This window comes from Pantoea sp. GL120224-02, assembly GCF_900215395.1.
In the GTDB taxonomy this organism is placed as follows: domain Bacteria; phylum Pseudomonadota; class Gammaproteobacteria; order Enterobacterales; family Enterobacteriaceae; genus Pantoea; species Pantoea communis.
This window is the reverse complement of the sequence record NZ_OBEC01000005.1, coordinates 388,361-410,249: the sequence shown is the minus strand read 5'-3', so window position 1 is coordinate 410,249 and position 21,889 is coordinate 388,361. Positions and strand designations below refer to the sequence as shown.

At 53.2% G+C, this 21,889-nt stretch carries 22 protein-coding genes; 8 read left to right on the top strand and 14 right to left on the bottom strand.

The features are described 5' to 3' along the window. Nucleotides 1-393: 393 nt before the first annotated feature. Nucleotides 394-954 (bottom strand): D-glycero-beta-D-manno-heptose 1,7-bisphosphate 7-phosphatase, encoded by a 561-nt coding sequence (gene gmhB / locus CRO33_RS12945; RefSeq protein WP_097118398.1) that lies wholly within the window; start codon nucleotides 952-954, stop codon nucleotides 394-396. Nucleotides 955-1,142: 188 nt separating this feature from the next. Here gmhB and metN point away from each other — a divergent pair, with 188 nt between their 5' ends. From metN to proS, 6 genes are all read left to right on the top strand, one after another. Continuing rightward, nucleotides 1,143-2,174 (top strand): methionine ABC transporter ATP-binding protein MetN, encoded by a 1,032-nt coding sequence (metN, locus tag CRO33_RS12940; protein ID WP_097118397.1) that lies wholly within the window; start codon nucleotides 1,143-1,145, stop codon nucleotides 2,172-2,174. Then, entirely contained in the window at nucleotides 2,167-2,820 is a 654-nt protein-coding gene (locus CRO33_RS12935) for a methionine ABC transporter permease MetI (RefSeq protein WP_034829428.1), read from the top strand. Before metN ends, CRO33_RS12935 begins: the two co-directional genes overlap by 8 nt. 37 nt (nucleotides 2,821-2,857) lie before the next feature. Next, nucleotides 2,858-3,673 (top strand): MetQ/NlpA family lipoprotein, encoded by an 816-nt coding sequence (locus CRO33_RS12930; RefSeq protein WP_034829430.1) that lies wholly within the window; start codon nucleotides 2,858-2,860, stop codon nucleotides 3,671-3,673. A 115-nt stretch (nucleotides 3,674-3,788) separates the two neighbouring features. After that, nucleotides 3,789-4,190 (top strand): Rcs stress response system protein RcsF, encoded by a 402-nt coding sequence (rcsF, locus tag CRO33_RS12925; RefSeq protein ID WP_058962053.1) that lies wholly within the window; start codon nucleotides 3,789-3,791, stop codon nucleotides 4,188-4,190. Further along, on the top strand, nucleotides 4,187-4,891 hold the full coding sequence (gene tsaA / locus CRO33_RS12920; protein WP_097118396.1) for a tRNA (N6-threonylcarbamoyladenosine(37)-N6)-methyltransferase TrmO: 705 nt from the start codon (nucleotides 4,187-4,189) through the stop codon (nucleotides 4,889-4,891). Before rcsF ends, tsaA begins: the two co-directional genes overlap by 4 nt. Nucleotides 4,892-4,981: 90 nt before the next feature. Further along, entirely contained in the window at nucleotides 4,982-6,700 is a 1,719-nt protein-coding gene (proS, locus tag CRO33_RS12915) for a proline--tRNA ligase (RefSeq protein WP_097118395.1), read from the top strand. Nucleotides 6,701-6,730: 30 nt separating this feature from the next. Here the strand turns inward: proS and arfB are convergent, their stop codons facing one another. Further along, entirely contained in the window at nucleotides 6,731-7,141 is a 411-nt protein-coding gene (arfB, locus tag CRO33_RS12910; RefSeq protein WP_097118394.1) for an alternative ribosome rescue aminoacyl-tRNA hydrolase ArfB, read from the bottom strand. Between the two features lie 216 nt (nucleotides 7,142-7,357). Here arfB and CRO33_RS12905 point away from each other — a divergent pair, with 216 nt between their 5' ends. Both CRO33_RS12905 and rof read left to right on the top strand, forming a co-directional pair. After that, complete coding sequence (locus tag CRO33_RS12905) at nucleotides 7,358-7,558, top strand: YaeP family protein (RefSeq protein WP_013507964.1); 201 nt, start codon at nucleotides 7,358-7,360, stop codon at nucleotides 7,556-7,558. Then, on the top strand, nucleotides 7,545-7,808 hold the full coding sequence (rof, locus tag CRO33_RS12900) for a Rho-binding antiterminator (RefSeq protein WP_038648888.1): 264 nt from the start codon (nucleotides 7,545-7,547) through the stop codon (nucleotides 7,806-7,808). Before CRO33_RS12905 ends, rof begins: the two co-directional genes overlap by 14 nt. A 40-nt stretch (nucleotides 7,809-7,848) precedes the next feature. On the opposite strand, the gene CRO33_RS12895 is transcribed toward rof, so the two are convergent. From CRO33_RS12895 to CRO33_RS12840, 12 genes are all read right to left on the bottom strand, one after another. After that, nucleotides 7,849-8,157 (bottom strand): c-type cytochrome, encoded by a 309-nt coding sequence (locus tag CRO33_RS12895; RefSeq protein WP_034829444.1) that lies wholly within the window; start codon nucleotides 8,155-8,157, stop codon nucleotides 7,849-7,851. A gap of 14 nt (nucleotides 8,158-8,171) precedes the next feature. Next, nucleotides 8,172-9,473 (bottom strand): tRNA lysidine(34) synthetase TilS, encoded by a 1,302-nt coding sequence (tilS, locus tag CRO33_RS12890; RefSeq protein WP_097118393.1) that lies wholly within the window; start codon nucleotides 9,471-9,473, stop codon nucleotides 8,172-8,174. Between the two features lie 53 nt (nucleotides 9,474-9,526). After that, on the bottom strand, nucleotides 9,527-9,916 hold the full coding sequence (locus CRO33_RS12885; protein ID WP_058962058.1) for a VOC family protein: 390 nt from the start codon (nucleotides 9,914-9,916) through the stop codon (nucleotides 9,527-9,529). 72 nt (nucleotides 9,917-9,988) lie between these two features. Further along, nucleotides 9,989-12,139 (bottom strand): lysine decarboxylase LdcC, encoded by a 2,151-nt coding sequence (locus tag CRO33_RS12880; protein WP_097118392.1) that lies wholly within the window; start codon nucleotides 12,137-12,139, stop codon nucleotides 9,989-9,991. Between the two features lie 442 nt (nucleotides 12,140-12,581). Next, on the bottom strand, nucleotides 12,582-13,541 hold the full coding sequence (gene accA / locus CRO33_RS12875) for an acetyl-CoA carboxylase carboxyl transferase subunit alpha (protein WP_034829454.1): 960 nt from the start codon (nucleotides 13,539-13,541) through the stop codon (nucleotides 12,582-12,584). Between the two features lie 12 nt (nucleotides 13,542-13,553). Continuing rightward, complete coding sequence (gene dnaE / locus CRO33_RS12870; RefSeq protein WP_097118391.1) at nucleotides 13,554-17,036, bottom strand: DNA polymerase III subunit alpha; 3,483 nt, start codon at nucleotides 17,034-17,036, stop codon at nucleotides 13,554-13,556. Nucleotides 17,037-17,067: 31 nt separating this feature from the next. Further along, nucleotides 17,068-17,694, bottom strand: coding sequence for a ribonuclease HII (gene rnhB, locus CRO33_RS12865; protein ID WP_034829460.1), 627 nt, complete (start codon nucleotides 17,692-17,694; stop codon nucleotides 17,068-17,070). Continuing rightward, entirely contained in the window at nucleotides 17,687-18,835 is a 1,149-nt protein-coding gene (gene lpxB, locus CRO33_RS12860; protein WP_058962062.1) for a lipid-A-disaccharide synthase, read from the bottom strand. Before lpxB ends, rnhB begins: the two co-directional genes overlap by 8 nt. A 3-nt stretch (nucleotides 18,836-18,838) precedes the next feature. Beyond that, nucleotides 18,839-19,627, bottom strand: a complete 789-nt coding sequence (gene lpxA / locus CRO33_RS12855) for an acyl-ACP--UDP-N-acetylglucosamine O-acyltransferase (RefSeq protein WP_097118390.1) — start codon at nucleotides 19,625-19,627, stop codon at nucleotides 18,839-18,841. A 3-nt stretch (nucleotides 19,628-19,630) separates the two neighbouring features. Next, the gene (gene fabZ, locus CRO33_RS12850; protein WP_013507953.1) at nucleotides 19,631-20,086 is read right to left on the bottom strand and encodes a 3-hydroxyacyl-ACP dehydratase FabZ; all 456 of its coding nucleotides are present in this window, start codon (nucleotides 20,084-20,086) and stop codon (nucleotides 19,631-19,633) included. 196 nt (nucleotides 20,087-20,282) lie between these two features. Continuing rightward, a complete protein-coding gene (gene lpxD / locus CRO33_RS12845) occupies nucleotides 20,283-21,308 on the bottom strand; it encodes a UDP-3-O-(3-hydroxymyristoyl)glucosamine N-acyltransferase (RefSeq protein WP_045813806.1) in 1,026 nt (341 codons plus the stop codon). Between the two features lie 3 nt (nucleotides 21,309-21,311). Then, the gene (locus CRO33_RS12840) at nucleotides 21,312-21,812 is read right to left on the bottom strand and encodes an OmpH family outer membrane protein (RefSeq protein ID WP_034829472.1); all 501 of its coding nucleotides are present in this window, start codon (nucleotides 21,810-21,812) and stop codon (nucleotides 21,312-21,314) included. Nucleotides 21,813-21,889: the final 77 nt, after the last annotated feature.

The window sequence follows — 21,889 nt, the reverse complement described above, 5'->3', positions numbered from 1 at the left end:
GAAACAAGTTCAGCGATGCTCATCTGTAAAACGTCATAATGAATTTCATTATGTGTTCACTCGTGAGACTTGATATTTTTTACGTCCGGAGACGCTGATATCAATCCTGCGAGTGCCCACACAGATTGTCTGATAAATTGTTAAAGAGCGGTGCAATCAGCGCCTTAAGCTGCTGTTGCGAGGTGGCGTATATTACGCTTTCCTCCTTCAGAGTCAAACACTTTTTTCAGCGTTTTTCTCCGGCGGGATGAATTTCTTCACTCCCTGCTGAGCCGTCTGCGTTGCCGCTTTGCCGTCTCAGTGGTGGCGCATTATAGGCAGGTTCTGAGGAAGCGCAAGGGCAATTTTCAAGTTTTTATTCGTTCGCTTGAAAATTGCACAAAACCGCCTAAATCAGCCCTTTTTAATGCGTCCAGGCAGCTCTGACAGGCTGTTAAGCACCCAATCTGCTGCATTTTCGCCTTCAGCGGTGACCGGCTTACCAGTACGCACCAGCACTTTCGTGCCCACACCTGCTGCTGCAGCTGCCTGCATATCTTCTATTTTGTCACCTACCATATAAGAAGCAGTCATATCGATGTTCAGATGCTTCTGCGCAGAGAGCAGCATACCCGGCTGCGGCTTACGGCAATCACATACCTGGCGATACTCTTCTACAGTTGCATCTGGCAGATGAGGACAGAAATAGATGCCATCAAGATCGACATCACGATCCGCCAGCGACCAATCCATCCATTCGGTGAGCTGCATAAACTGGTCTTCGGTAAACATGCCGCGCGCAATACCGGACTGGTTGGTCACCAGTACCAGCGCGAAGCCCATCTTCTTTAGCACCTGTAACGCTTCAATGGTGCCATCGATGAATTCAAAATTATCGATTTCGTGAACATAACCATGATCGACATTCAGGGTGCCATCACGATCCAGGAAAATAGCGGGGACTTTATTCGACACGTAGAAACTCCTGCTGCAAATAATGCCGCACAGTATCGCATGATTGCATATATAGAGAGAATGTCAGATTGAATGACTTCGATTGATTTAGCCGTCTGGATGCCTTAACATCCATCCAAATTTCACGCAGCGCAATCGCGTGAAACCCGATACACCACGGACAACGCAACACGATAACTATTAAACTAATGATTAAACTCGAAAACATTACCAAAGTGTTCCAGCAAGGTTCACGCACCATTCAGGCGCTTTCCAACGTCAGCCTGCATGTGCCTGCTGGACAGATTTATGGCGTCATCGGTTCTTCCGGTGCCGGTAAAAGTACGCTGATCCGCTGCGTTAACTTGCTTGAGCGTCCAACATCAGGACGCGTTCTGGTTGATGGTCAGGATTTGACTGCCCTCTCCTCCTCAAAACTGACGCTGACACGCCGTCAGATTGGCATGATTTTCCAGCACTTCAATCTAATGAACTCACGTACCGTAGCCGGTAACGTTGCGCTGCCGCTTGAATTGGGCGACCTGTCACGTGAGCAGATTAAAAACCGCGTAACTGAACTGCTGGAGTTAGTTGGACTGGCGGACAAGCACGACAGCTGGCCTGCGAATCTTTCGGGTGGACAAAAACAGCGTGTGGCGATTGCGCGTGCGCTGGCCACGAATCCAAAAGTTTTGCTGTGCGACGAAGCCACCAGCGCCCTCGACCCAGCAACCACGCGTTCCATCTTAGAGTTACTGAAAGACATCAACCGCCGTCTGGGGATCACTATTCTGCTGATCACTCATGAGATGGATGTGGTGAAACGCATCTGCGATCAGGTTGCTGTTATCAGTAATGGCGAACTGATTGAGAAAGACAGCGTCAGTGAAGTGTTCTCACATCCTAAAACGCCACTGGCTCAGCAATTCATTCAATCGACGCTGCATCTGGATATCCCAGACGATTACCAGCAACGTATGACACCGCAAGCCACAGCTGAAAGCGTCCCGCTGTTGCGTCTGGAGTTCACCGGCAAATCAGTAGATGCGCCGCTGCTGTCAGAAGCTGCTCGTCGCTTCAATGTGAATAACAACATCATCAGTGCCCAGATGGATTATGCCGGCGGCGTGAAGTTCGGCATCATGCTGGCCGAGATGGATGGCAGTGAAACAGACACACAGGCAGCGATTGCCTGGCTGAAAGAAAATCATGTGAAAGTAGAGGTACTGGGTTATGTCTGAAGCGATGCTGTGGTTACTGACGCGTGGCGTCTGGGAAACGCTGATGATGACCTTCGTCTCTGGTTTCTTTGGTTTTGTACTCGGCCTGCCCGTCGGCGTGCTGCTGTATGTCACTCGCCCAGGGCAAATTCTGGCCAATGGCACACTCTATCGCGTGCTCTCAGCGGTGGTGAATATCTTCCGTTCAATCCCCTTCATTATATTACTGGTGTGGATGATTCCTTTCACGCGCATGATTGTCGGCACCTCCATTGGTTTGCAGGCTGCAATCGTGCCACTGACAGTCGGCGCCGCACCTTTCATTGCGCGCATGGTCGAGAATGCGCTGTTAGAGTTGCCAACCGGTTTAATCGAAGCCTCACGCGCGATGGGCGCGACTCCCCTGCAGATCGTACGTAAAGTGCTGCTGCCAGAAGCCCTGCCTGGTCTGGTGAATGCCGCTACAATTACTCTGATTACGCTGGTCGGCTATTCCGCCATGGGTGGCGCGGTCGGCGCAGGTGGCTTGGGTCAGATTGGCTATCAGTATGGTTACATTGGTTATAACGCCACTGTGATGAATACTGTGCTGATTTTGCTGGTTGTTCTGGTGTATCTCATTCAATTCTGTGGCGACCGCATTGTCCGTGCTGTGTCACATAAATAAGTAAACAACATCAATAGTCCTCTATTAAGGAAGGGATATGTCTTTCACATTTAAGAAGATTGCCGCTGTGGGTGCTCTGATTGGCGCAATTGCGCTGGCAGGATGCGATCAGAAAGCTAAAGACCCAAACCACATCAAAGTGGGTGTGATTGTCGGTGCTGAGCAGCAGGTTGCTGAAACCGCAGTGAAGGTCGCTAAAGAGAAATACGGTCTGGATGTTGAGCTGGTGACCTTTAACGATTACGTGCTGCCGAACGAAGCATTAAGCAAAGGCGATATCGATGTTAACGCCTTCCAGCATAAGCCTTATCTGGATCAGCAGATCAAAGACCGTGGCTATAAGCTTGTGCCAGTGGGTAACACCTTCGTTTATCCGATTGCTGGCTATTCAAAGAAAATCAAATCACTGGATGAACTGCAAAACGGTGCACAGGTTGCGATCCCTAACGATCCAACCAACCTCGGTCGTTCACTGCTGCTGCTGCAGAAAGTCGGCCTGATCAAACTGAAAGATGGCGTGGGCCTGCTGCCAACCTCTCTGGATATTGTTGAGAACCCTAAAAACCTGAAGATTGTTGAGCTGGAAGCGCCACAGCTTCCACGTTCACTGGACGATCAGCAGATTGCGCTGGCGGTGATTAACACCACTTACGCCAGCCAGATTGGCCTGACACCTGCGAAAGATGGCATCTTTGTCGAAGATAAAGATTCTCCTTACGTGAACCTGATCGTTAGCCGTGAAGATAATAAAGATGCGGAAAACGTGAAGAAATTTGTTCAGGCATATCAGTCTGATGAAGTTTCTGAAGCCGCGAACAAAATCTTCAACGGTGGTGCAGTTAAAGGCTGGTAATTTTCGCCTTTGATGCCATCCAGGGCGGCTTCGGCCGCCCTTTCTTTTTGCTGACTTGTTATTTAATCCCGTCCTTGTTTCAATAACGCCACTTTTTACTACTGAGGATGTTGCCATGCGTTTTTTACCGCTCTGCTTGTTAGCATTGATGCTAACCGGGTGTGTCCGTGAATATCACCCAATAAGCAGTGCTCCCGCCCGCCCGCAACCATCATCCAGCGAACCAGAACGTAAGCCTGCTCCACGTCCTGCACCGGTAAAAATTTATACCGATGCCACCGATCTGGTCAGTAATCCGTTCCGCGATCTGGGCGAAGTCTCTGCCGATGATTGCCAAAGCAGCAGCCAGGATTCGCCACCGAATATCAATACCGCGCGTAAGCGCCTGCAGATTAAAGCAGCCGGGATGAAAGCGAACGCGATATTGCTGCATAAATGCGAAATCGTCACCAGCACGCCGGGCTGTTATCGTCAGGCGATTTGCCAGGGCTCAGCACTGAAAGTTTCCAATCAATGAGTGATTTTGCCTTTGCGCAAATCGGCGTCATTCGTTCGCCGTGGAAAGAAAAATTTGCCGTACCGCGCCAGCCTGGGCTAGTTCAGGATGGCGGCGGCGAGTTGCATCTCCTGCCGCCTTATAATCAGCCAGAAGCGGTGCGCGGGCTTGAAGCCTTCAGCCATCTTTGGGTGCTGTTTGTTTTCCATCAGACCATGGAAGGCGGTTGGCGCCCAACCGTGCGCCCTCCTCGCTTAGGCGGCAACGCACGCATGGGAGTCTTCGCCACCCGATCCACCTTTCGCCCTAACCCCATCGGCATGTCGCTGGTCGAATTGAAAGGCATTCGATGTGAAAAGCAGCAGGTGATTCTGCAACTCGGTAGTCTGGATTTAGTCGATGGCACACCGGTAGTCGATATCAAACCCTACCTGCCGTTTGCTGAAGCCCTGCCCGATGCCCGCGCCGGCTTCGCGCAGAGCGCACCGGATGCCACCATGCCCGTGCGTTTCTCCGCTCTGGCGCAAAACCAAATCCAGCAGCAGAACAACTATCCCCATCTGGCACGTTTTATCGCTGACGTTTTAGCGCAGGATCCCCGCCCCGCTTACCGTAAAGGTGAAGCGGAAGATCGTGAGTATGCTGCCTGGCTACTCGACTTTAACGTGCGCTGGCGTATCGATGAGATCGGCACAGAAGTGATCGCTCTCGATCCACGCTAAAACAAGCTTTTGAGTGAATGATCTCGCTGGTACACTAGCCGCCAGAAAATTTTTTGTCCGTGTCCTTCCGTACAACTGGAATCGAAATCAATGCGTACTACTCAATATCTGCTCTCTACTCTGAAAGAGACGCCATCCGATGCGGAAGTGATCAGCCACCAGCTGATGCTGCGCGCCGGTATGATCCGTAAACTGGCTTCTGGTCTTTATACCTGGCTGCCGACCGGTGTTCGCGTGCTGCGAAAAGTTGAAAACATCGTACGCGAAGAGATGAACAACGCGGGTGCGATTGAGATCTCCATGCCGGTGGTTCAGCCTGCCGATTTATGGGAAGAGAGCGGCCGTTGGGAGCAGTACGGCCCAGAACTGCTGCGCATTAAAGATCGCCACGAGCGTCCGTTCGTGTTGGGTCCAACTCACGAAGAAGTGGTCACCGATTTGATCCGCAACGAGCTGAGCTCGTACAAGCAACTGCCGCTGAATCTGTATCAAATCCAGACCAAATTCCGTGACGAAGTGCGCCCTCGTTTTGGTGTGATGCGCTCACGTGAGTTCATCATGAAAGATGCATACTCCTTCCACACCTCACAGGAATCCTTACAGGAAACCTATGATGCGATGTATCGCGCTTACAGCCAGAGCTTCAGCCGTATGGGGCTGGATTTCCGTGCGGTGCAAGCGGATACCGGTTCGATTGGCGGTAGCGGCTCTCACGAATTCCAGGTGCTGGCGCAGAGCGGTGAAGATGATGTGATCTTCTCCAGCGAATCCGATTACGCCGCTAACATCGAAAAAGCCGAAGCACTGGCGCCAGCGGGCGAACGTCCGGCTGCGACTCAGGCGATGACGCAGTTCGCGACGCCAAATGCCAAAACCATTGCTGAGCTGGTCGAGCAACATCAGATCCCGGTAGAAAAAACCGTGAAAACGCTGATTGTGAAAGGTGCGGAAGAGAGCGGCCATGCGCTGGTTGCCTTGTTGGTTCGCGGCGATCATGAACTCAACGAAATCAAAGCCGAGCATCTGGATATCGTTGCCTCTCCGCTGGAGATGGGCAGTGAAGAAGCGATTCGCGCCGCCGTTGGCGCAGGTTTTGGTTCTATCGGCCCGGTTGGTCTAAGCATGCCTGTGATTGCTGACCGCACCGTTGCCAAGATGAGCGATTTCTCTGCAGGCGCCAACATTGATGGTCAGCACTTTGCCGGCATCAATTGGCTGCGCGATCTGCCAGAAGCGCGCGTAGAAGATATCCGTAACGTGGTTGAAGGCGATCCAAGCCCGGATGGCAAAGGCACGCTGCAAATCAAACGTGGTATCGAAGTCGGTCACATCTTCCAGCTGGGTACCAAGTACTCTGACGCAATGAAAGCGGCAGTACAGGGTGAAGAGGGCCGCAACCAGATCATGACCATGGGTTGCTACGGCATTGGTATCACCCGTGTTGTCGCCGCGGCCATTGAGCAGAACCATGACGAACGCGGTATCATCTGGCCAGCCGCGCTGGCACCGTTCGAAGTGGCGATTTTGCCAATGAACATGCAGAAATCGTTCCGTGTGAAAGAGTTGGCTGAAGAGCTTTACAGCCAGCTGCGTGCCAAAGGCATTGATGTGATTCTGGATGACCGCAAAGAGCGCCCAGGCGTGATGTTCGCTGATATGGAACTGATTGGCGTGCCACATACTATCGTCATCGGTGACCGTAACCTCGATAACGAAGAGATCGAGTACAAGTCGCGTTCATCCAGCGAGAAGCAAATGATCAAACAACACGATATTGTCGAGTTCCTGGCAAAAGCGCTGAACAAGTAAGACTAAAACGCCTCCAGCTGGAGGCGTTTTTCATTGCACTTTTCCCCGCATCGCTTTCACATTACTGCGCCGTGATTTCCCCTCGAGCCGCCGCTCTTTAGATGCACGCGTGGGTCGTGTCGCCCGCCGGGTTTTTTCCATCGTGGTTAACTCACGAATCAGATTGATCAGCCGCTGCAGGGCCGCCTCGCGATTCATTTCCTGGCTGCGATACTCCTGAGATTTGATGATCACCACGCCTTCTGTCGTAATCAAATGGTGGCTCGCAGCCAATAGGCGTTCCTTGTAGAACGGTGGCAGCGAAGAGGCATGGATATCAAAACGCAGATGGATAGCAGTAGACGTTTTATTCACATGCTGCCCGCCCGCACCTTGTGCACGAATGGCACTGAGCTCGACCTCGTTGTCTGCAAGTGAAACTGAACGCGACAGCACGATCATCTGTCACCTGCCTTTAAGAACGATGTTGTGTCGCGGAATAACCTGTTCATCAACTTAACCTTTTGTGCGCCGCCTTCCTGCTTAAGGCCAGCGCTGTGTGTCACTTTTACACTTTTCTTTGTACAGATCGCGGCTTCCCCTGGCTGATTTCCATGAAAATCCTGTGATATAGTCGCTTATCAACCAGAGTATTTAAGCTCTGCTGAGGAGGTGTATGTGCAAAAGTATTGTGAGTTAGTTCGCCAGAAGTATGCCGAAATCGGCAGTGGCGACCTGGGGTATGTGCCAGACGCGATAGGTTGCGCGCTAAACGCACTCAACGATATTGCCGCTAATTCTGCGCTAAACTCTTCTGTCAGGGAACAAGCAGCTTATGCTGCTGCTAACTTATTGGTGAGCGACTATGTTGACGAATGAAGCCTACAAACCCATCAACTGCGATGACTACGATAGCCTCGAGCTCGCCTGCACCAAACACTGGACGCTGTCTTTGGAGTTAAAAAACGGCGATCAGCTTAAGGCGAAAGCCGTTGACATGGTCTCACGTAAAAACGTGGAGTACCTGACGGTCGATCTCTCCGGTGAAACCCGCGAACTGCGTCTTGACCATATCGCCAGCTTCAGTCATCCCGAGCTGGGCACCGTCATCGTTAGCGAAGACGAATAACTACCACATTCGGGCGGGAATGCTATCCCGCCCCCCTCGCTTACGGCTTCAGCGAACTGTAATACGCCGATAAATCTTCCATATCCTGATCGCTCAATCCTGCCACAAACGCTTTCATCACTTCTGCCTGACCACCGCTACGCTCCCCTTTTTTATATGCCTGCAAGGAGTGCAGCAGGTAAGGCGCATGTTGCCCGGCAAGATTGGGATAAAGCGGCACAGCACTTTTCCCTTCCGCACCATGACACGCCAGGCAGGTTGCTGCTTTTTGCGCGCCTGCATTCACATCGCCGTCGGCAAAAGCCGGCAACGCTGCGGCCAGCAATGCTGCCGCCATCCAGTGTTTCATCATTGCTCTCCATCTTATTGTTGTTGTAACCAGATCGCTTGCCACCCTTGCTCATGACTGGCCGCACCTTCGTGGGTGACAAAGATTCCCGGTGCACAGATCAGCGTCTGGTTGTAGTAAATCAAGGGGATACGCTCCCGCTGCCAGGGTGGCACACCTAATTCCTGCCACAATTTTTTTATCTCGCGGCCTCCGGCGCGGCCCAGCAGATGATAATAGCCGCTGGCCTGAAAACGAACGTTGATCGATTCGTCCTCGGTGGGATGACGCAAGGTGGCGATCGCCGAGTTTGCCTGTAATACGCCTAAATTCTCGGGCAGCCGCAGCAGTTGTTCACGATCATGCCAGGTTAGCGAGTGCTGACTCAGCGATGCATGCGCGTTAAGCCAATACAGCCGCTGTCGATACCGGCGGAGTGTAAAGGCAGCAAAACTCAGGCTGGGATTGGCATCTTCACGGCTACACATCACTTCATCGGTGATACGTTTTAAGGCATCACGTGAAGGCATCGCGCCGCCCTGCTGTGCAATCCAGCGACGCAAAAGCGCATGGCGCCGCGCTTCGCTCATCGTCAGCAATGGCGGAAAATGCAGTGCGCCCTGTTCATCAGTGAGCTGGGCCAACTGTTCTGCCAGCAGTTCATCCAGCAATTGTTCCTGCTCACCACACAACGCGGCACTGCGGGCGCTGGCGGCGCTAAAATGTGGCCAGCGCGTCTGCAGCAACGGCAGAATGTCCTGACGAAGAAAATTACGGTCATAGCGGCTGTCGGCGTTACTTTCATCCTCGATCCAGCGTAAGCGGTGCTCCGTCGCATAGGTTTCGAGTTGCTGACGACTGATATCCAGCAATGGGCGCAGGTGCGAATGTTTTCCCACCTGACGCTGGATGGGCATCGCCGCCAATCCTGCTGGACCACTGCCCCTTTTTAACGCCAACAACAGCGTTTCACACTGATCGTCAAGGTGCTGAGCCGTAAGTAAGTGCTCACCGGGTTGCAGCTGTTGCAATAACGCCTGATAGCGTGCTTCACGGGCCGCCGCCTCAATGCCCTTTACACGACCATCCACCTGAACGCGCAACACTTCGCAGGGAATCTGCCACTGCTGACAGATTTGCAGGCAATGTGACGCCCAGCGCTCCGCATTTGGGCTTAATCCATGATGGACGTGCAACGCGCGCACCTGCAGCTGTGGCATCAGGCGTTGCCAGCTCACCAGCTGATGCAGCAGTACGGTGGAATCCAACCCGCCACTGAACGCCAGCACACAGCGGGCGTCGGGTTTCAGTAACGAAGCAAGATGGGAAAAGGACATAGCGTAATCCGTCAACGCGAACCGCCTGATTGCGGCCCGCAGCGGTGGCTAGTTTACGCTTGATACAGCTCCAGCGGCAAACCGTCTGGATCCGGAAAGAAAGTGCACGCTTTGCCAGTCAGGGCATCAATGCGGATGGGTTCGCACACCACGCCTTTCGCAGCCAACGCGGCAATCGACTGTTCAACATCATCAACACAAAACGCCAGATGACGCAGACCGCAGGCTTCCGGCCCACTGACGCGTGGCGGCGGCGAGGGGAACGAGAACAGTTCGATGGTATAAACCCCGTTCAGTCCCAGATCCCCTTTCCACGAATCACGCTCGGCGCGGTAATACTCACCCAGCAAATCAAAACCTAACACGTCACAGTAAAACGCCTTACTGCGCTGATAATCGGTGGCAATAATGGCAATGTGGTGGATCTGTTTTATCTGCAGCATAGCGGCTCCTAAAGAATCAGCCGCTAAGCCTACGTGCTCGGTAGCGCGCTGAAAAGAGGCAATTGTCCGAAGTTAACGGCTGTTTTCCTCACGGAGCACGCGCACCAGATAGCGCCCATCGTCGGTGAGTGTTGCACCATGGATATCGGTTTCAAATCCAGGATAGTGCCGTCCAATCGTGCAGAGCATCAGCAGAAAATCGAGCACCGCGCGACTCTCCTCCGTGATCATCTCGCCCGGCATCACCAACGGCACGCCCGGTGGATAAGGCAGAATCATGTTGGCAGAGACCCGGCCCACTAACTCACGGATATCGACGGTTTCGACTTGCCCCTGCACCTGGCGCTGGAAGGCCTGATGCGGCGTCATTTTTGATTCAGGTAAAACGTCGAAAGCCTTAAGCATCAGGCGTGGCAGATCGTGTTGTCGAATCAGATTATGAATGCCCTGCGCCAATGTCTGGATGCGCATATTACGATAGAAATCGGGATCTTCGGCATAGAGATCCGGCAGCATGTTTTTCACCCGCAAATTAAGATCGTAGGCGCGTTTGAATTCAGTCAGACCACGCAACACGCTCATGGCTTTGGTTTTATCGATGCCGATGCTGAACAGGAACAGCAAATTGTACGGACCGGTCTTCTCTACCACCACGCCGCGCTGATCGAGGAACTTCGCCACCAGCGCCGCCGGAATGCCTTCATCTGCCATTTTCCCCAATTCACTCATTCCGGGCGTCAGGATGGTGACTTTGATCGGATCGAGGTACATGTGATCACGATCGGCATGGGTGAATCCATGCCAGTCCTCTTCGCCTGGCTGGATCGGCCAGCACTCAGCTTCATCGATCTGCTCAGGCTGCCAGATGTCGAAGAACCAGCCATCGCACTCTTCACGCAGTCGCTGAATCTCACGACGGAAGTGCAAAGCGCGCTCAACTGAGCGATTGATCAATCGCTTTCCCGGATTACCGCGCAGCATCGCCGCCGCCGTTTCGATCGATGAGACAATCGCGTAACTCGGCGATGTGGTGGTGTGCATCATGTAGGCTTCATTAAAGGTGTCGTGGTCGTAATCACCTTTGATGTGAATCAGCGAGGCCTGCGAAAACGCCGCCAGCAGTTTGTGCGTTGACTGCGTTTCATAAATCACCTTGCCGGGAATACGCTCCCCGCTCATACCACTTTTGCCGCTGTAGATGGGATGAAAGTTGGTATACGGCACCCAAGCCGAATCGAAATGAATCGACGGCACATCCAGCGTCTCTTTGATGTACTGGGTGTTATACAACAGGCCATCGTAAGTGGAGTTGGTGATGACGGCATGCACCGGCCAACTGGCGCGTGGTGTCTGATTAACTTTCTGCTGAATGCTGTCGCGTGTGAATTCCCGCTGCGGGATCCCCCCTAAAATGCCCAGCGCATTACGCGTAGGCTTGAGCCAAATCGGGATGATGTCGCTCATCATCAGCAAATGGGTGAGTGATTTGTGGCAGTTACGGTCAATCAGCACCGTACTTCCTGCGGGTGCAGCGTACATCCCAACAATTTTGTTTGAGGTTGAGGTGCCATTGGTCACCATATAGCTTTGTTCAGCGCCAAAAGTACGCGCCACATACTCTTCTGCTTCGAGGTGCGGGCCGGTGTGATCGAGCAGAGACCCCAGTTCGGTGACGGAGATGGAGACATCCGCCTTGAGCGTGTTTGCACCAAAGAAGTCATAGAACAGGCTGCCCACCGGGCTTTTCTGGAAGGCGGTGCCGCCCATGTGGCCCGGCGTACAGAAGGTGTATTTGCCCTCTTTCACATAGGTGAATAGCGCCTTGGTGAGCGGCGGCATGATTTTATCGATGTACTCATCGGTGTACTGCCGAATGTGCAATGCTATGTCGTCAGCGGCATTGAGCGCGTACTCAAAGAATTGCAGCGCCATGCGCATTTCGTTAATGCTGACATCCATCTGCGAATGGGTGTTAATAAAGGCATACAGCGGCAGATATTCGTTGAGCTGGTTGATGTCGCTACACAGCGCCAGACTGTAATCGTCCCAGTCAAAAACCACGCCGCAGATACGCGGGTTGTGTTCTATCAGTTTCAGCAGGTCGCTGGCATTGTTGGGATAGACGGTCTGGAACCCTTGCAGCTTGAGGGCTGCGTCCAGTTCACGAATCGGTTCATCTTTGTAGAACGCGCCGTGCGGTCCCATGATCGCGATAATATTCAATGCTCACCTCCTGTGGTGTTATGGCACTGAATAAGGATAGCGAAAAGTGAGAGGTGAATGTTCTGGAATGCGGTGTTGTTGTTTAGGGGGGATTGCTGTTAATTGGGTGCGAGGGCCAGAAAAGGCCAGCCCGATCGCAAAGGAACAACGCATCCATGCAGATCGGCCGGGCCGTCCATGGCCCGGACGCTTTGCTCTTCGGGCTGGCCTTCTCAGCCCGGTTAGAACGTCATGGCTGACCAATTCATCGTCGTCTGTTTGATCCCACTCAATATTCAGGTGAGTTCATGATTGAATGAGCACCTTGATAATAAAAAGGTTTTTTTGGCTGATTAGATTCTCTTTACTGCCCAATGCATAGCAGTTTGAACGATCTCGCTCGGTAATCAGCGGGCATAAAAAAAGCGGACCGGAGTCCGCTTCTCTTCATGCACAGGCTGGCTTACGCGTAGCCATAGCTCATCAGGCGCTGATAACGACGGTTAAGCAGCTCTTCCGTGCTCAACACGTCGAGATCGGCCAGATCCGCCAGCAGTTGCTTTTTCAAGCTTGCCGCCATATCCACTGGTTGACGATGCGCGCCGCCCAATGGTTCAGGGATGATCGAGTCGATCAGCTTCAGCTCTTTCAGGCGATCGGCGGTGATGCCCATCGCTTCCGCAGCCAATGGCGCTTTATCAGCGCTTTTCCACAGAATAGAAGCACAGCCTTCCGGTGAAATCACCGAGTAGGTGCTGTACTGCAGCATGTTCACTTTGTCGCCCACGCCAATTGCCAGCGCACCACCGGAACCGCCTTCGCCAATCACGGTACAAATGACCGGAATTTTCAGACCTGACATTTCACGCAGGTTGCGTGCGATGGCTTCTGATTGTCCACGCTCTTCGGCGCCCACACCAGGGTATGCACCCGGGGTGTCGATGAAGGTGATCAGTGGCATTTTGAAGCGTTCAGCCATTTCCATCAGTCGCAGCGCTTTACGATAGCCTTCTGGTGCTGGCATACCGAAGTTACGACGGATTTTCTCTTTGGTTTCACGGCCTTTCTGATGGCCAATGACCATCACCGGACGACCATCAAGACGGGCAATACCGCCGACAATCGCTTTGTCATCGGCATAAGCGCGGTCGCCAGCCAACTCATCGAAATCATCAAACGCGTTGCGGACATAGTCCAGCGTGTAAGGGCGCAGCGGGTGACGCGCGAGCTGCGCAACCTGCCATGCACCTAAATCGGAGAAGATTTTACGGGTCAGCTCAACGCTTTTTTCGCGCAGACGCTGCACTTCTTCATCCAGATTAATATCGTGTTTCTCATCCGAACGGCCAATTGACTTCAGCGAGTCGATTTTCGCTTCCAGTTCTGCGATTGGCTGTTCAAAATCCAGGTAATTAAGACTCATAATGTTCCTGTTTTAGTCAAACTCCAGTTCCACCTGCTCCGATCCTACTAACGACCGCAAATCGTTGAGTAAACGATCGCTGGGCGAAATACGCCACGCTGCACCAAAGCGCAGCTTCGCCCGCGCATCTGCTCTCTGATAATAGAGATGCACCGGAATGGTCCCGGAGCGATGAGGCTCCAGAGACTGGCGGAGACGGTTTAAAAGCTGGTCATCAATTTGCCTGTCCGTCAGCGAGATAGCAAGTCCGCGCGCGTATTTTTCCCGCGCTTCGTCGATGTCCATCACTTCTCGAGCGGTCATTTTAAGGCCACCGCTAAAGTCATCAAAGCTGACCTGTCCACTGACGATCAGGATACGGTCTTTCTCCAGCAACTGCTGGTATTTATCTAACGCATCGGTAAATAACATCACTTCCAGACGACCAGAGCGATCGTCGAGAGTACAAATACCAATTCGGTTGCCGCGTTTCGTGACCATCACGCGAGCGGCAATCACCAGCCCCGCCGCGATGGTTACTTTACCACGATCCGTCGGGTGCATGTCCTTCAGGCGCATACCGCCAACGTAGCGATCAATTTCTTTAAGATACTGATTAATTGGGTGGCCGGTGAGATACAAACCCAGCGTCTCACGCTCACCGTCCAGTTGAATCTGTTCCGGCCATGGCGTGATGTTGGTGTATGACTTCTCCACCTGTTCAGGCTCTTCGGCCAGCACGCCAAACATATCTGCTTGTCCGGTCGCTTCCGCTTTTGCGTGCTGATCCGCAGCTTTCAATGCATCGCTGAGCGCGCTCATCAAGGCTGCACGATGCGGACCGAGGCGATCAAAAGCTCCCGACATGATCAGTTTTTCCATCACACGACGGTTAATCTTTTTCGTGTCGGTGCGAGCGCAGAGATCAAACAGCTCTTTGAAGTAGCCGCCTTCGTTACGTGCTTCGATGATGGCTTCAATCGGCCCTTCACCCACGCCTTTAATGGCGCCGATACCATAGACGATTTCGCCTTCATCATTCACATGGAACGGATACAAGCCGGAGTTGATATCGGGCGGCAGCACTTTCAGGCCCATGCGCCAGCACTCATCCACCAGGCCAACGACCTTCTCGGTGTTGTCCATATCGGCGGTCATTACTGCTGCCATAAATTCTGCCGGGTAGTGCGCTTTCAGCCACAGCGTCTGGTAAGACACTAAAGCATAGGCTGCAGAGTGCGACTTGTTAAAGCCATAACCCGCAAACTTCTCTACCAGATCGAAGATCTTCATCGAGAGTTCACCGTCAACACCCATTCTTTCTGCACCGTCCTGGAACACCGAACGTTGTTTGGCCATCTCTTCGGGTTTCTTTTTACCCATTGCACGGCGCAGCATATCCGCGCCACCCAGGGTATAACCCGACAGCACCTGAGCGATCTGCATCACCTGTTCCTGATACAGGATGATGCCGTAGGTGGGTTCCAGTACCGGCTTCAGGGTTTCGTGCTGCCACTGAATATCCGGGTACGAAATTTCTTCACGGCCGTGCTTACGGTCAATGAAGTTATCAACCATGCCCGATTGCAGCGGTCCCGGGCGGAACAGTGCCACCAGTGCAATCATATCTTCAAAGCAGTCCGGCTTCAGACGCTTGATCAGATCTTTCATGCCGCGTGATTCAAGCTGGAAAACCGCTGTGGTTTCCGAGCGTTGCAGCATATCGAAGCTTTTCTTGTCATCCAGCGGGATGGCGGCGATATCAATCGGCTCCAACCCTTCTTTGGCGCGGCGCGGGTTAATCATCTTCAGCGCCCAGTCAATGATGGTCAGCGTGCGCAAGCCGAGGAAGTCAAACTTCACCAGGCCGGCGTATTCCACATCATTTTTATCAAACTGGGTTACCGGGAATTGGCCATTCTCATCACAGTAAAGCGGCGCAAAATCAGTGATTTTGGTCGGTGCGATAACCACCCCACCGGCGTGTTTACCGGCGTTACGTGTGACACCTTCCAGCTTGCGCGCCATATCGATTAGCGCTTTGACCTCTTCATCTGCCTCGTAGATTTCCGGCAGCTGCGGTTCCGCTTCAAAGGCTTTTTCCAGCGTCATGCCGGGATCCGGCGGGATCAATTTGGAGATGCGATCCACAAAGCCATACGGATGACCCAGCACACGTCCTACGTCGCGGATAACCGCTTTCGCCGCCATGGTACCGAAGGTGATGATTTGCGAAACCGCTTCGCGCCCATACATCTCGGCAACGTGATCGATCACCTGATCGCGCTTCTCCATGCAGAAATCGACGTCGAAGTCGGGCATGGAGACACGTTCCGGGTTGAGGAAGCGTTCGAACAGCAGATCAAATTCCAGCGGGTCGAGGTCAGTGATTTTCAGCGCATACGCGACCAGAGAGCCTGCACCCGAACCACGGCCCGGCCCAACCGGGATACCGTTATCCTTCGACCACTGGATAAACTCCATCACGATCAGGAAGTAGCCAGGGAAGCCCATCTGGTTGATAACGTTGAGTTCAATCTCAAGACGTTCATCATATTCTGGCCGCTTCTCTGCACGCACCTTGTCATCCGGGAACAGGAATTCCAGACGCTCTTCCAGCCCTTCACGAGACTTCATGACGAGGAAATCTTCAGTCGTCATTTCCCCGGTGGGGAATTGCGGCAGGAAGTATTCACCCAGGCGTACCGTGACGTTACAACGCTTAGCAATCTCTACGCTGTTTTCCAGCGCTTCCGGGATGTCCGAGAACAGCTCGCACATCTCCTCTTCGCTGCGCATATATTGCTGAGGACTGTAATGACGTGGGCGTTTTGGATCGTCCAGCGTGAAGCCATCATGAATCGCCACGCGAATTTCATGGGCGTCAAAATCTTCTTCGTTGAGGAAACAGACTTCGTTGGTGGCCACCACCGGCACACCTTCGGCAATCGCTAACTCAACGGCGGCATGCAGATAAGCCTCTTCATCGGCGCGTCCGGTACGTGTCAGCTCGAGGTAATAACGATTGGGGAAATGTTCCTGATAGAAACTGAGGCACTGCGACACCAGCGCACTGTTGCCGCGCAGTAGACTGCGGCCAACATCGCCCTTGCGTCCACCGGAGAGCAGAATGATGCCTTCACCCAGTTCGACCAGCCAGTCACGGTCAATAATCGGTCCGGCAATGCCATATCCACGCTGATAGGCACGCGAAATTAACAACGTAAGGTTCTGATAACCGGTGTTGTTGGCGGCAAGGACCGTGAGTTGTGTCAGCTCATCGCCCATCAACTCGCTGGCGACGTGGAAATCCGCACCAATAATCGGTTTGATGCCTGCATCGTGCGCACTGCCGTAAAAACGCACCAACCCGCAAAGGTTGATGTAATCGGTAATCGCAATCGCCGGCATACCCAGCGCAGCCGCCTTCTTGACCAATGGCTTAGTTTTCGCCAGGCCATCGACCATCGAATAGTCGCTGTGTACGCGCAGATGTATAAAACGAGGTTCAGCCATATCAGTTTCCGATTAAAACAGCGTCAGGCTATTAAAGCGCAGTCGGCTGACGCGCGGCCAGCACATCAGCATCAATCAGGGCATTTCGCACCGGGGCAAAGCTGCGGCGATGATGTGGCGTGGCACCAAACTGCGTCAATTTTTCCATATGCAACGCAGTTGGGTAGCCTTTGTGCTGGGCAAATCCATATTCCGGGAACAACAGATCCAGCTCGGCCATTTCACGATCGCGCGTAACTTTCGCGATGATCGAGGCTGCACTGATCTCTTGTACCAGGCTATCGCCCTTCACCACCGCCTGCGATGGCATGGGCAATGCCGGACAACGGTTGCCATCGATCAACACAAAATCAGGCGTAACAGGCAGACCCGCTACCGCACGCTGCATCGCCAGCATAGTGGCGTGCAGAATGTTGAGTTGGTCGATCTCTTCAGGCTCCGCCCGGCCGAGGCTCCAGGCTAGCGCTTTCTCTTTGATCTCGTCATACAGCGCCAGCCGACGCTTTTCGGAAAGCTTCTTTGAGTCGGCCAGCCCTTTAATCGGATTCGCGGGGTCGAGGATGACTGCTGCGGTGACAACGGCGCCTACCAGCGGACCTCGCCCCACTTCATCCACGCCAGCAATGCGCTGTGCGTTTGGGTAGATAAACTCAGTCATTGGCAATCTCCAGTACGGCGTCCGCGGCTTGCTCATCAGCATTCCAGCGAATCTGTTGATGCAACTCGTTGAAGGTGTTCAGCAGGTCATCGCGCTCTGGTCCGGCATGCAACAGAGGTTCCAGCGCAGCCGCCAGTGCCTCTGGCTGGCACTCTTCCTGCAACAGCTCTTTGACCAACTCCCGACCCGCCAGCAGATTGGGCAGTGAAACGTAAGGCGTTTTCACCAAACGCTTCGCCAGCCAGAAGGTAAAGGGTTTCATGCGGTAACCGACCACCATCGGACACTTCGCCAGCATGCACTCCAGCGCAGCAGTGCCGGATGCGAGAATCGCCGCATCGCTGGCGATCATCGCCTGACGGCCTTTGCCATCCAGCAAATGCATCGGTAGCTCGGGCGCCACTTCAGCTTTAATCTGTTCAAACTGTTCGCGGCGTTTGGCATTGACCAGCGGCACCACGATTTCCAGCGCGGGATAACGCTGACGCAATAACTGCGCCGCACGCAAGAAATCCGCACTCAGCATTTCCACTTCTGCACCACGGCTACCCGGCAGCAAGCCCAGACAGATCGCATCCTCCGCGATGCCTAACTCACGTCGCGCCGCAGATTTGTCTGGCTGCAGCGGCATGGCATCTGCCATGGTGTGGCCGATAAAGCGGCAAGGTACGTTGAATCGATCGTAAAACGCTTTTTCAAACGGCAGAAACGCCAATACCAGGTTGGTGTTGCGGCCAATTTTGAACACGCGTTTTTGTCGCCACGCCCAGACGGAAGGACTGACGTAATGAATGGTGCGAATTCCTGCGCGCTTCAGGCTGCCTTCCAATGTGATATTGAAATCTGGCGCATCAATGCCGACGAAGACATCAGGCTTGAGTTCGGTGAAGCGCTGCGTTAAATCCTTGCGAATTTTCAGCAAGCGGCGCAAGCGGCCGAGCACTTCAACAATGCCCATCACCGCCAGCTCTTCCATCTCATACCAGACTTCACAGCCTTCGGCCTGCATCAGCGGACCGGCAACGCCGACAAAGCGGGCATCAGGATGACGCGCTTTGAGCGCACGGATAAGACCTGCACCAAGAATATCGCCGGAGGTTTCTCCGGCGACCAGGGCAATCGTTAAGGGACGCACTGACATGGATTAACGAATCAATCCACGCGTCGAACGGGCAAAGAAGTCATAGAAAGGCTGCACTTCGCTGTGTTGTTTTGCCAGCTCTTCAATCTCTGGTTTCACTTCATCCAGCGTTTTACCACTGCGATACAGCAGTTTGTACGCATTGCGAATCGCGTGCAGTGCTTCTTTGCTAAAGCCACGGCGTTTGAGGCCTTCGATGTTGATACCGAACGGGGTCGCGTGGTTACCCTGCGCAATAACGTACGGTGGGACATCCTGCGCGACGCCTGAACAACCGCCAACCATCACGTGTGCACCAATGGTGCACCACTGGTGGACTGCCGTCATCCCGCCGATAATCGCGAAATCATCCACGGTGACATGGCCACCCAGCGTGGCGTTGTTGGCAAAGATGCAACGGTTACCAATGACGCAATCATGCGCGATATGCGCATTGACCATCAGCAGGTTATCACTGCCGAGTTTAGTGAGGTTGCCACCCTGCGTAGTGCCACGGTGAATAGTCACACTCTCGCGGATGCGGTTGCGATCGCCGATTTCAACACGGGTCGGTTCACCGGCATATTTCAGGTCCTGGTTCACTTCACCAATCGAAGCAAACTGATAGATCTGATTGTCTTTGCCGATACGCGTGTGGCCGTTCACCACCACGTGCGATTTGAGCACCGTACCTTCACCAATTTCCACGTTAGCGCCGACAAAGCAGAACGGGCCGATGTGAACATTGGCGCCGATGACGGCACCTTCTTCAATAACGGAACTGGGATGAATATTGGCGGTTGAATCAATCACTAATTATGCCTCCCGGCTACGGGCACACATCATGGTCGCTTCACAGACAATCTTGCCGTCTACAGTTGCCACGCCTTTGAAGCGCGTCAGACCACGACGAGTTTTCTCGAAGGTCACTTCCATGATCATCTGATCGCCCGGTACCACTGGACGTTTGAAGCGGGCTTCGTCGATACCGGCGAAGTAGTACAGCTCGCCGGGTTCCAGTTTTCCAACGCTTTTGAACGCCAGAATACCGGTTGCCTGCGCCATTGCTTCCAGAATCAGAACGCCTGGGAAAATCGGCTTACCAGGGAAGTGTCCCTGGAAAAACGGTTCATTAACAGAAACGTTCTTCACCGCACGCAGATATTTATGCTCTTCAAATTCCAGCACGCGGTCAACCAGCAAGAACGGATAGCGGTGCGGCAGCAGTTCTAAAATCTCTTCGATTTTCAGAGTATGCGTTTCAGTTGTCAAAATACTCTTCCTGTCCTAAAAAATCTGATGGCAATAATAACACGGCCTGCACAGATCAAAATGATCCTCCGCAGGCCGCAAATCAGTTCGGTGGCGTAACGCTTTCCTGAGAGACCTCCTCACACGCATTCGGGGTAAGCCGAAGTCGCAAGAAGGCACGCTGCTTTATTATGAAAGCGGGTCGCGAGCGATGCGTTTAGTCGTCTTTGCCGACCTTACGTTCGATGGCTTTTAAGCGTTTGCTTATTTCATCGATATTCATCACCAGCGCTGCCGTTTTACGCCAGGTTTTGTTGGGTTGCAGTGGGATACCCGATGAGTATACCCCAGGCTCTGTGATCGGGCGCATTACCATGCCCATGCCCGTTACGGTCACTTTGTCACAGATTTCCATATGGCCGTTAATGACGCTGGCGCCGCCAATCATACAATAACGTCCAATCTTCAGACTACCCGCCATGATCACACCGCCCGCAACGGCCGTGTTATCTCCAATCACAACGTTGTGCGCAATCTGACACTGGTTGTCTATGATAACACCATTGCCGATCAGAGTGTTATCCAGTGCACCGCGATCGATGGTGGTACAAGCACCAATTTCAACGCGATCACCAATTACCACGGTTCCCAGCTGTGGAATTTTCACCCAATTGCCACGGTCGTTAGCATACCCGAAACCATCGGCACCGATCACGGTACCCGACTGAATCAGACAATCCTGACCAATCTCGATCTCATGGTAAATCGTCACGTTAGCCCACAAACGTGAGCCGCGACCGATACGCGTCTGCTTACCGACAAAACATCCTGCGCCAATCACGACGTCGTCGCCCAGCTCAACGCCAGACTCGATCACCGCATTCGCGCCCACCGAAACGTTCTTACCCAGCGTCGCTGTCGGATCGATCACCGCACTGGGCGCGATATTCTGCGCGGGCTGCGGCGTTGTGTCCAGCAGTTGTGCCATGCGAGCGTACGTTAAGTAAGGATTTTTCACCACCAGGGCAGCGGTTTTACACCACTCCAGATCCGCTTCCGTCAGCACCACGGCTGAAGCCTGGATATGAGCGAGCTGCTCGCGGTAGCGGCTGTTTGCAAGAAAAGTGATTTGACCAGTGGTGGCGGATTGCATAGAAGCAATGCCGGAGATGGCGATATCGCCATCTCCGTGCAATTCTGCATCCAACTGCTGGGCTAAATCAGCCAGTCGAATTGATGACATCGATTATTTAACCTGTTTTACAACGTCAGCAGTGATGTCTTTAGCATCAGCAGAAGAGTACAGAACGGCCTGAGAATCCAGCACCAGATCGTAACCATCGCTTTTCGCTACAGACTGAACAGCGGTCTGGATTTTAGCCAGCAGCTTGTTACGCTCCTGCATCTGACGAGTCTGGTTGTCTTTGTCGAAAGCCTGCGCTTTCTGTTCAAAAGCAGCACGCTCAGAAGCAATCTGCTTCTCTTTCTTGGTACGGTCGCTGGCCTTCATGGTTGACGCATTGCGCTGCAGATCCTGGATTTCACCCTGGATTTTCTGCTGCTGCGCCTGGAGGTCAGAAGCACGGCTTGAGAACTCGCCCTCAAGCTGTTTAGCAACAGCGGCACGCTGCGGAGACTGCTGGAATACCTGGCTCAGGTTCACAACGGCGATTTTATCGGCCGCCTGGGCACCCGCAGAAGCAGCTAAAGCAACACCCAGAGCAGCAGCACAGAACAACTTTTTCACTATAAACTCCTTACCTCAACGTGTGTGTTTGCAGCGTGTCACGACAGAGCGCGACACGGATGCAAGACGGTATTTTC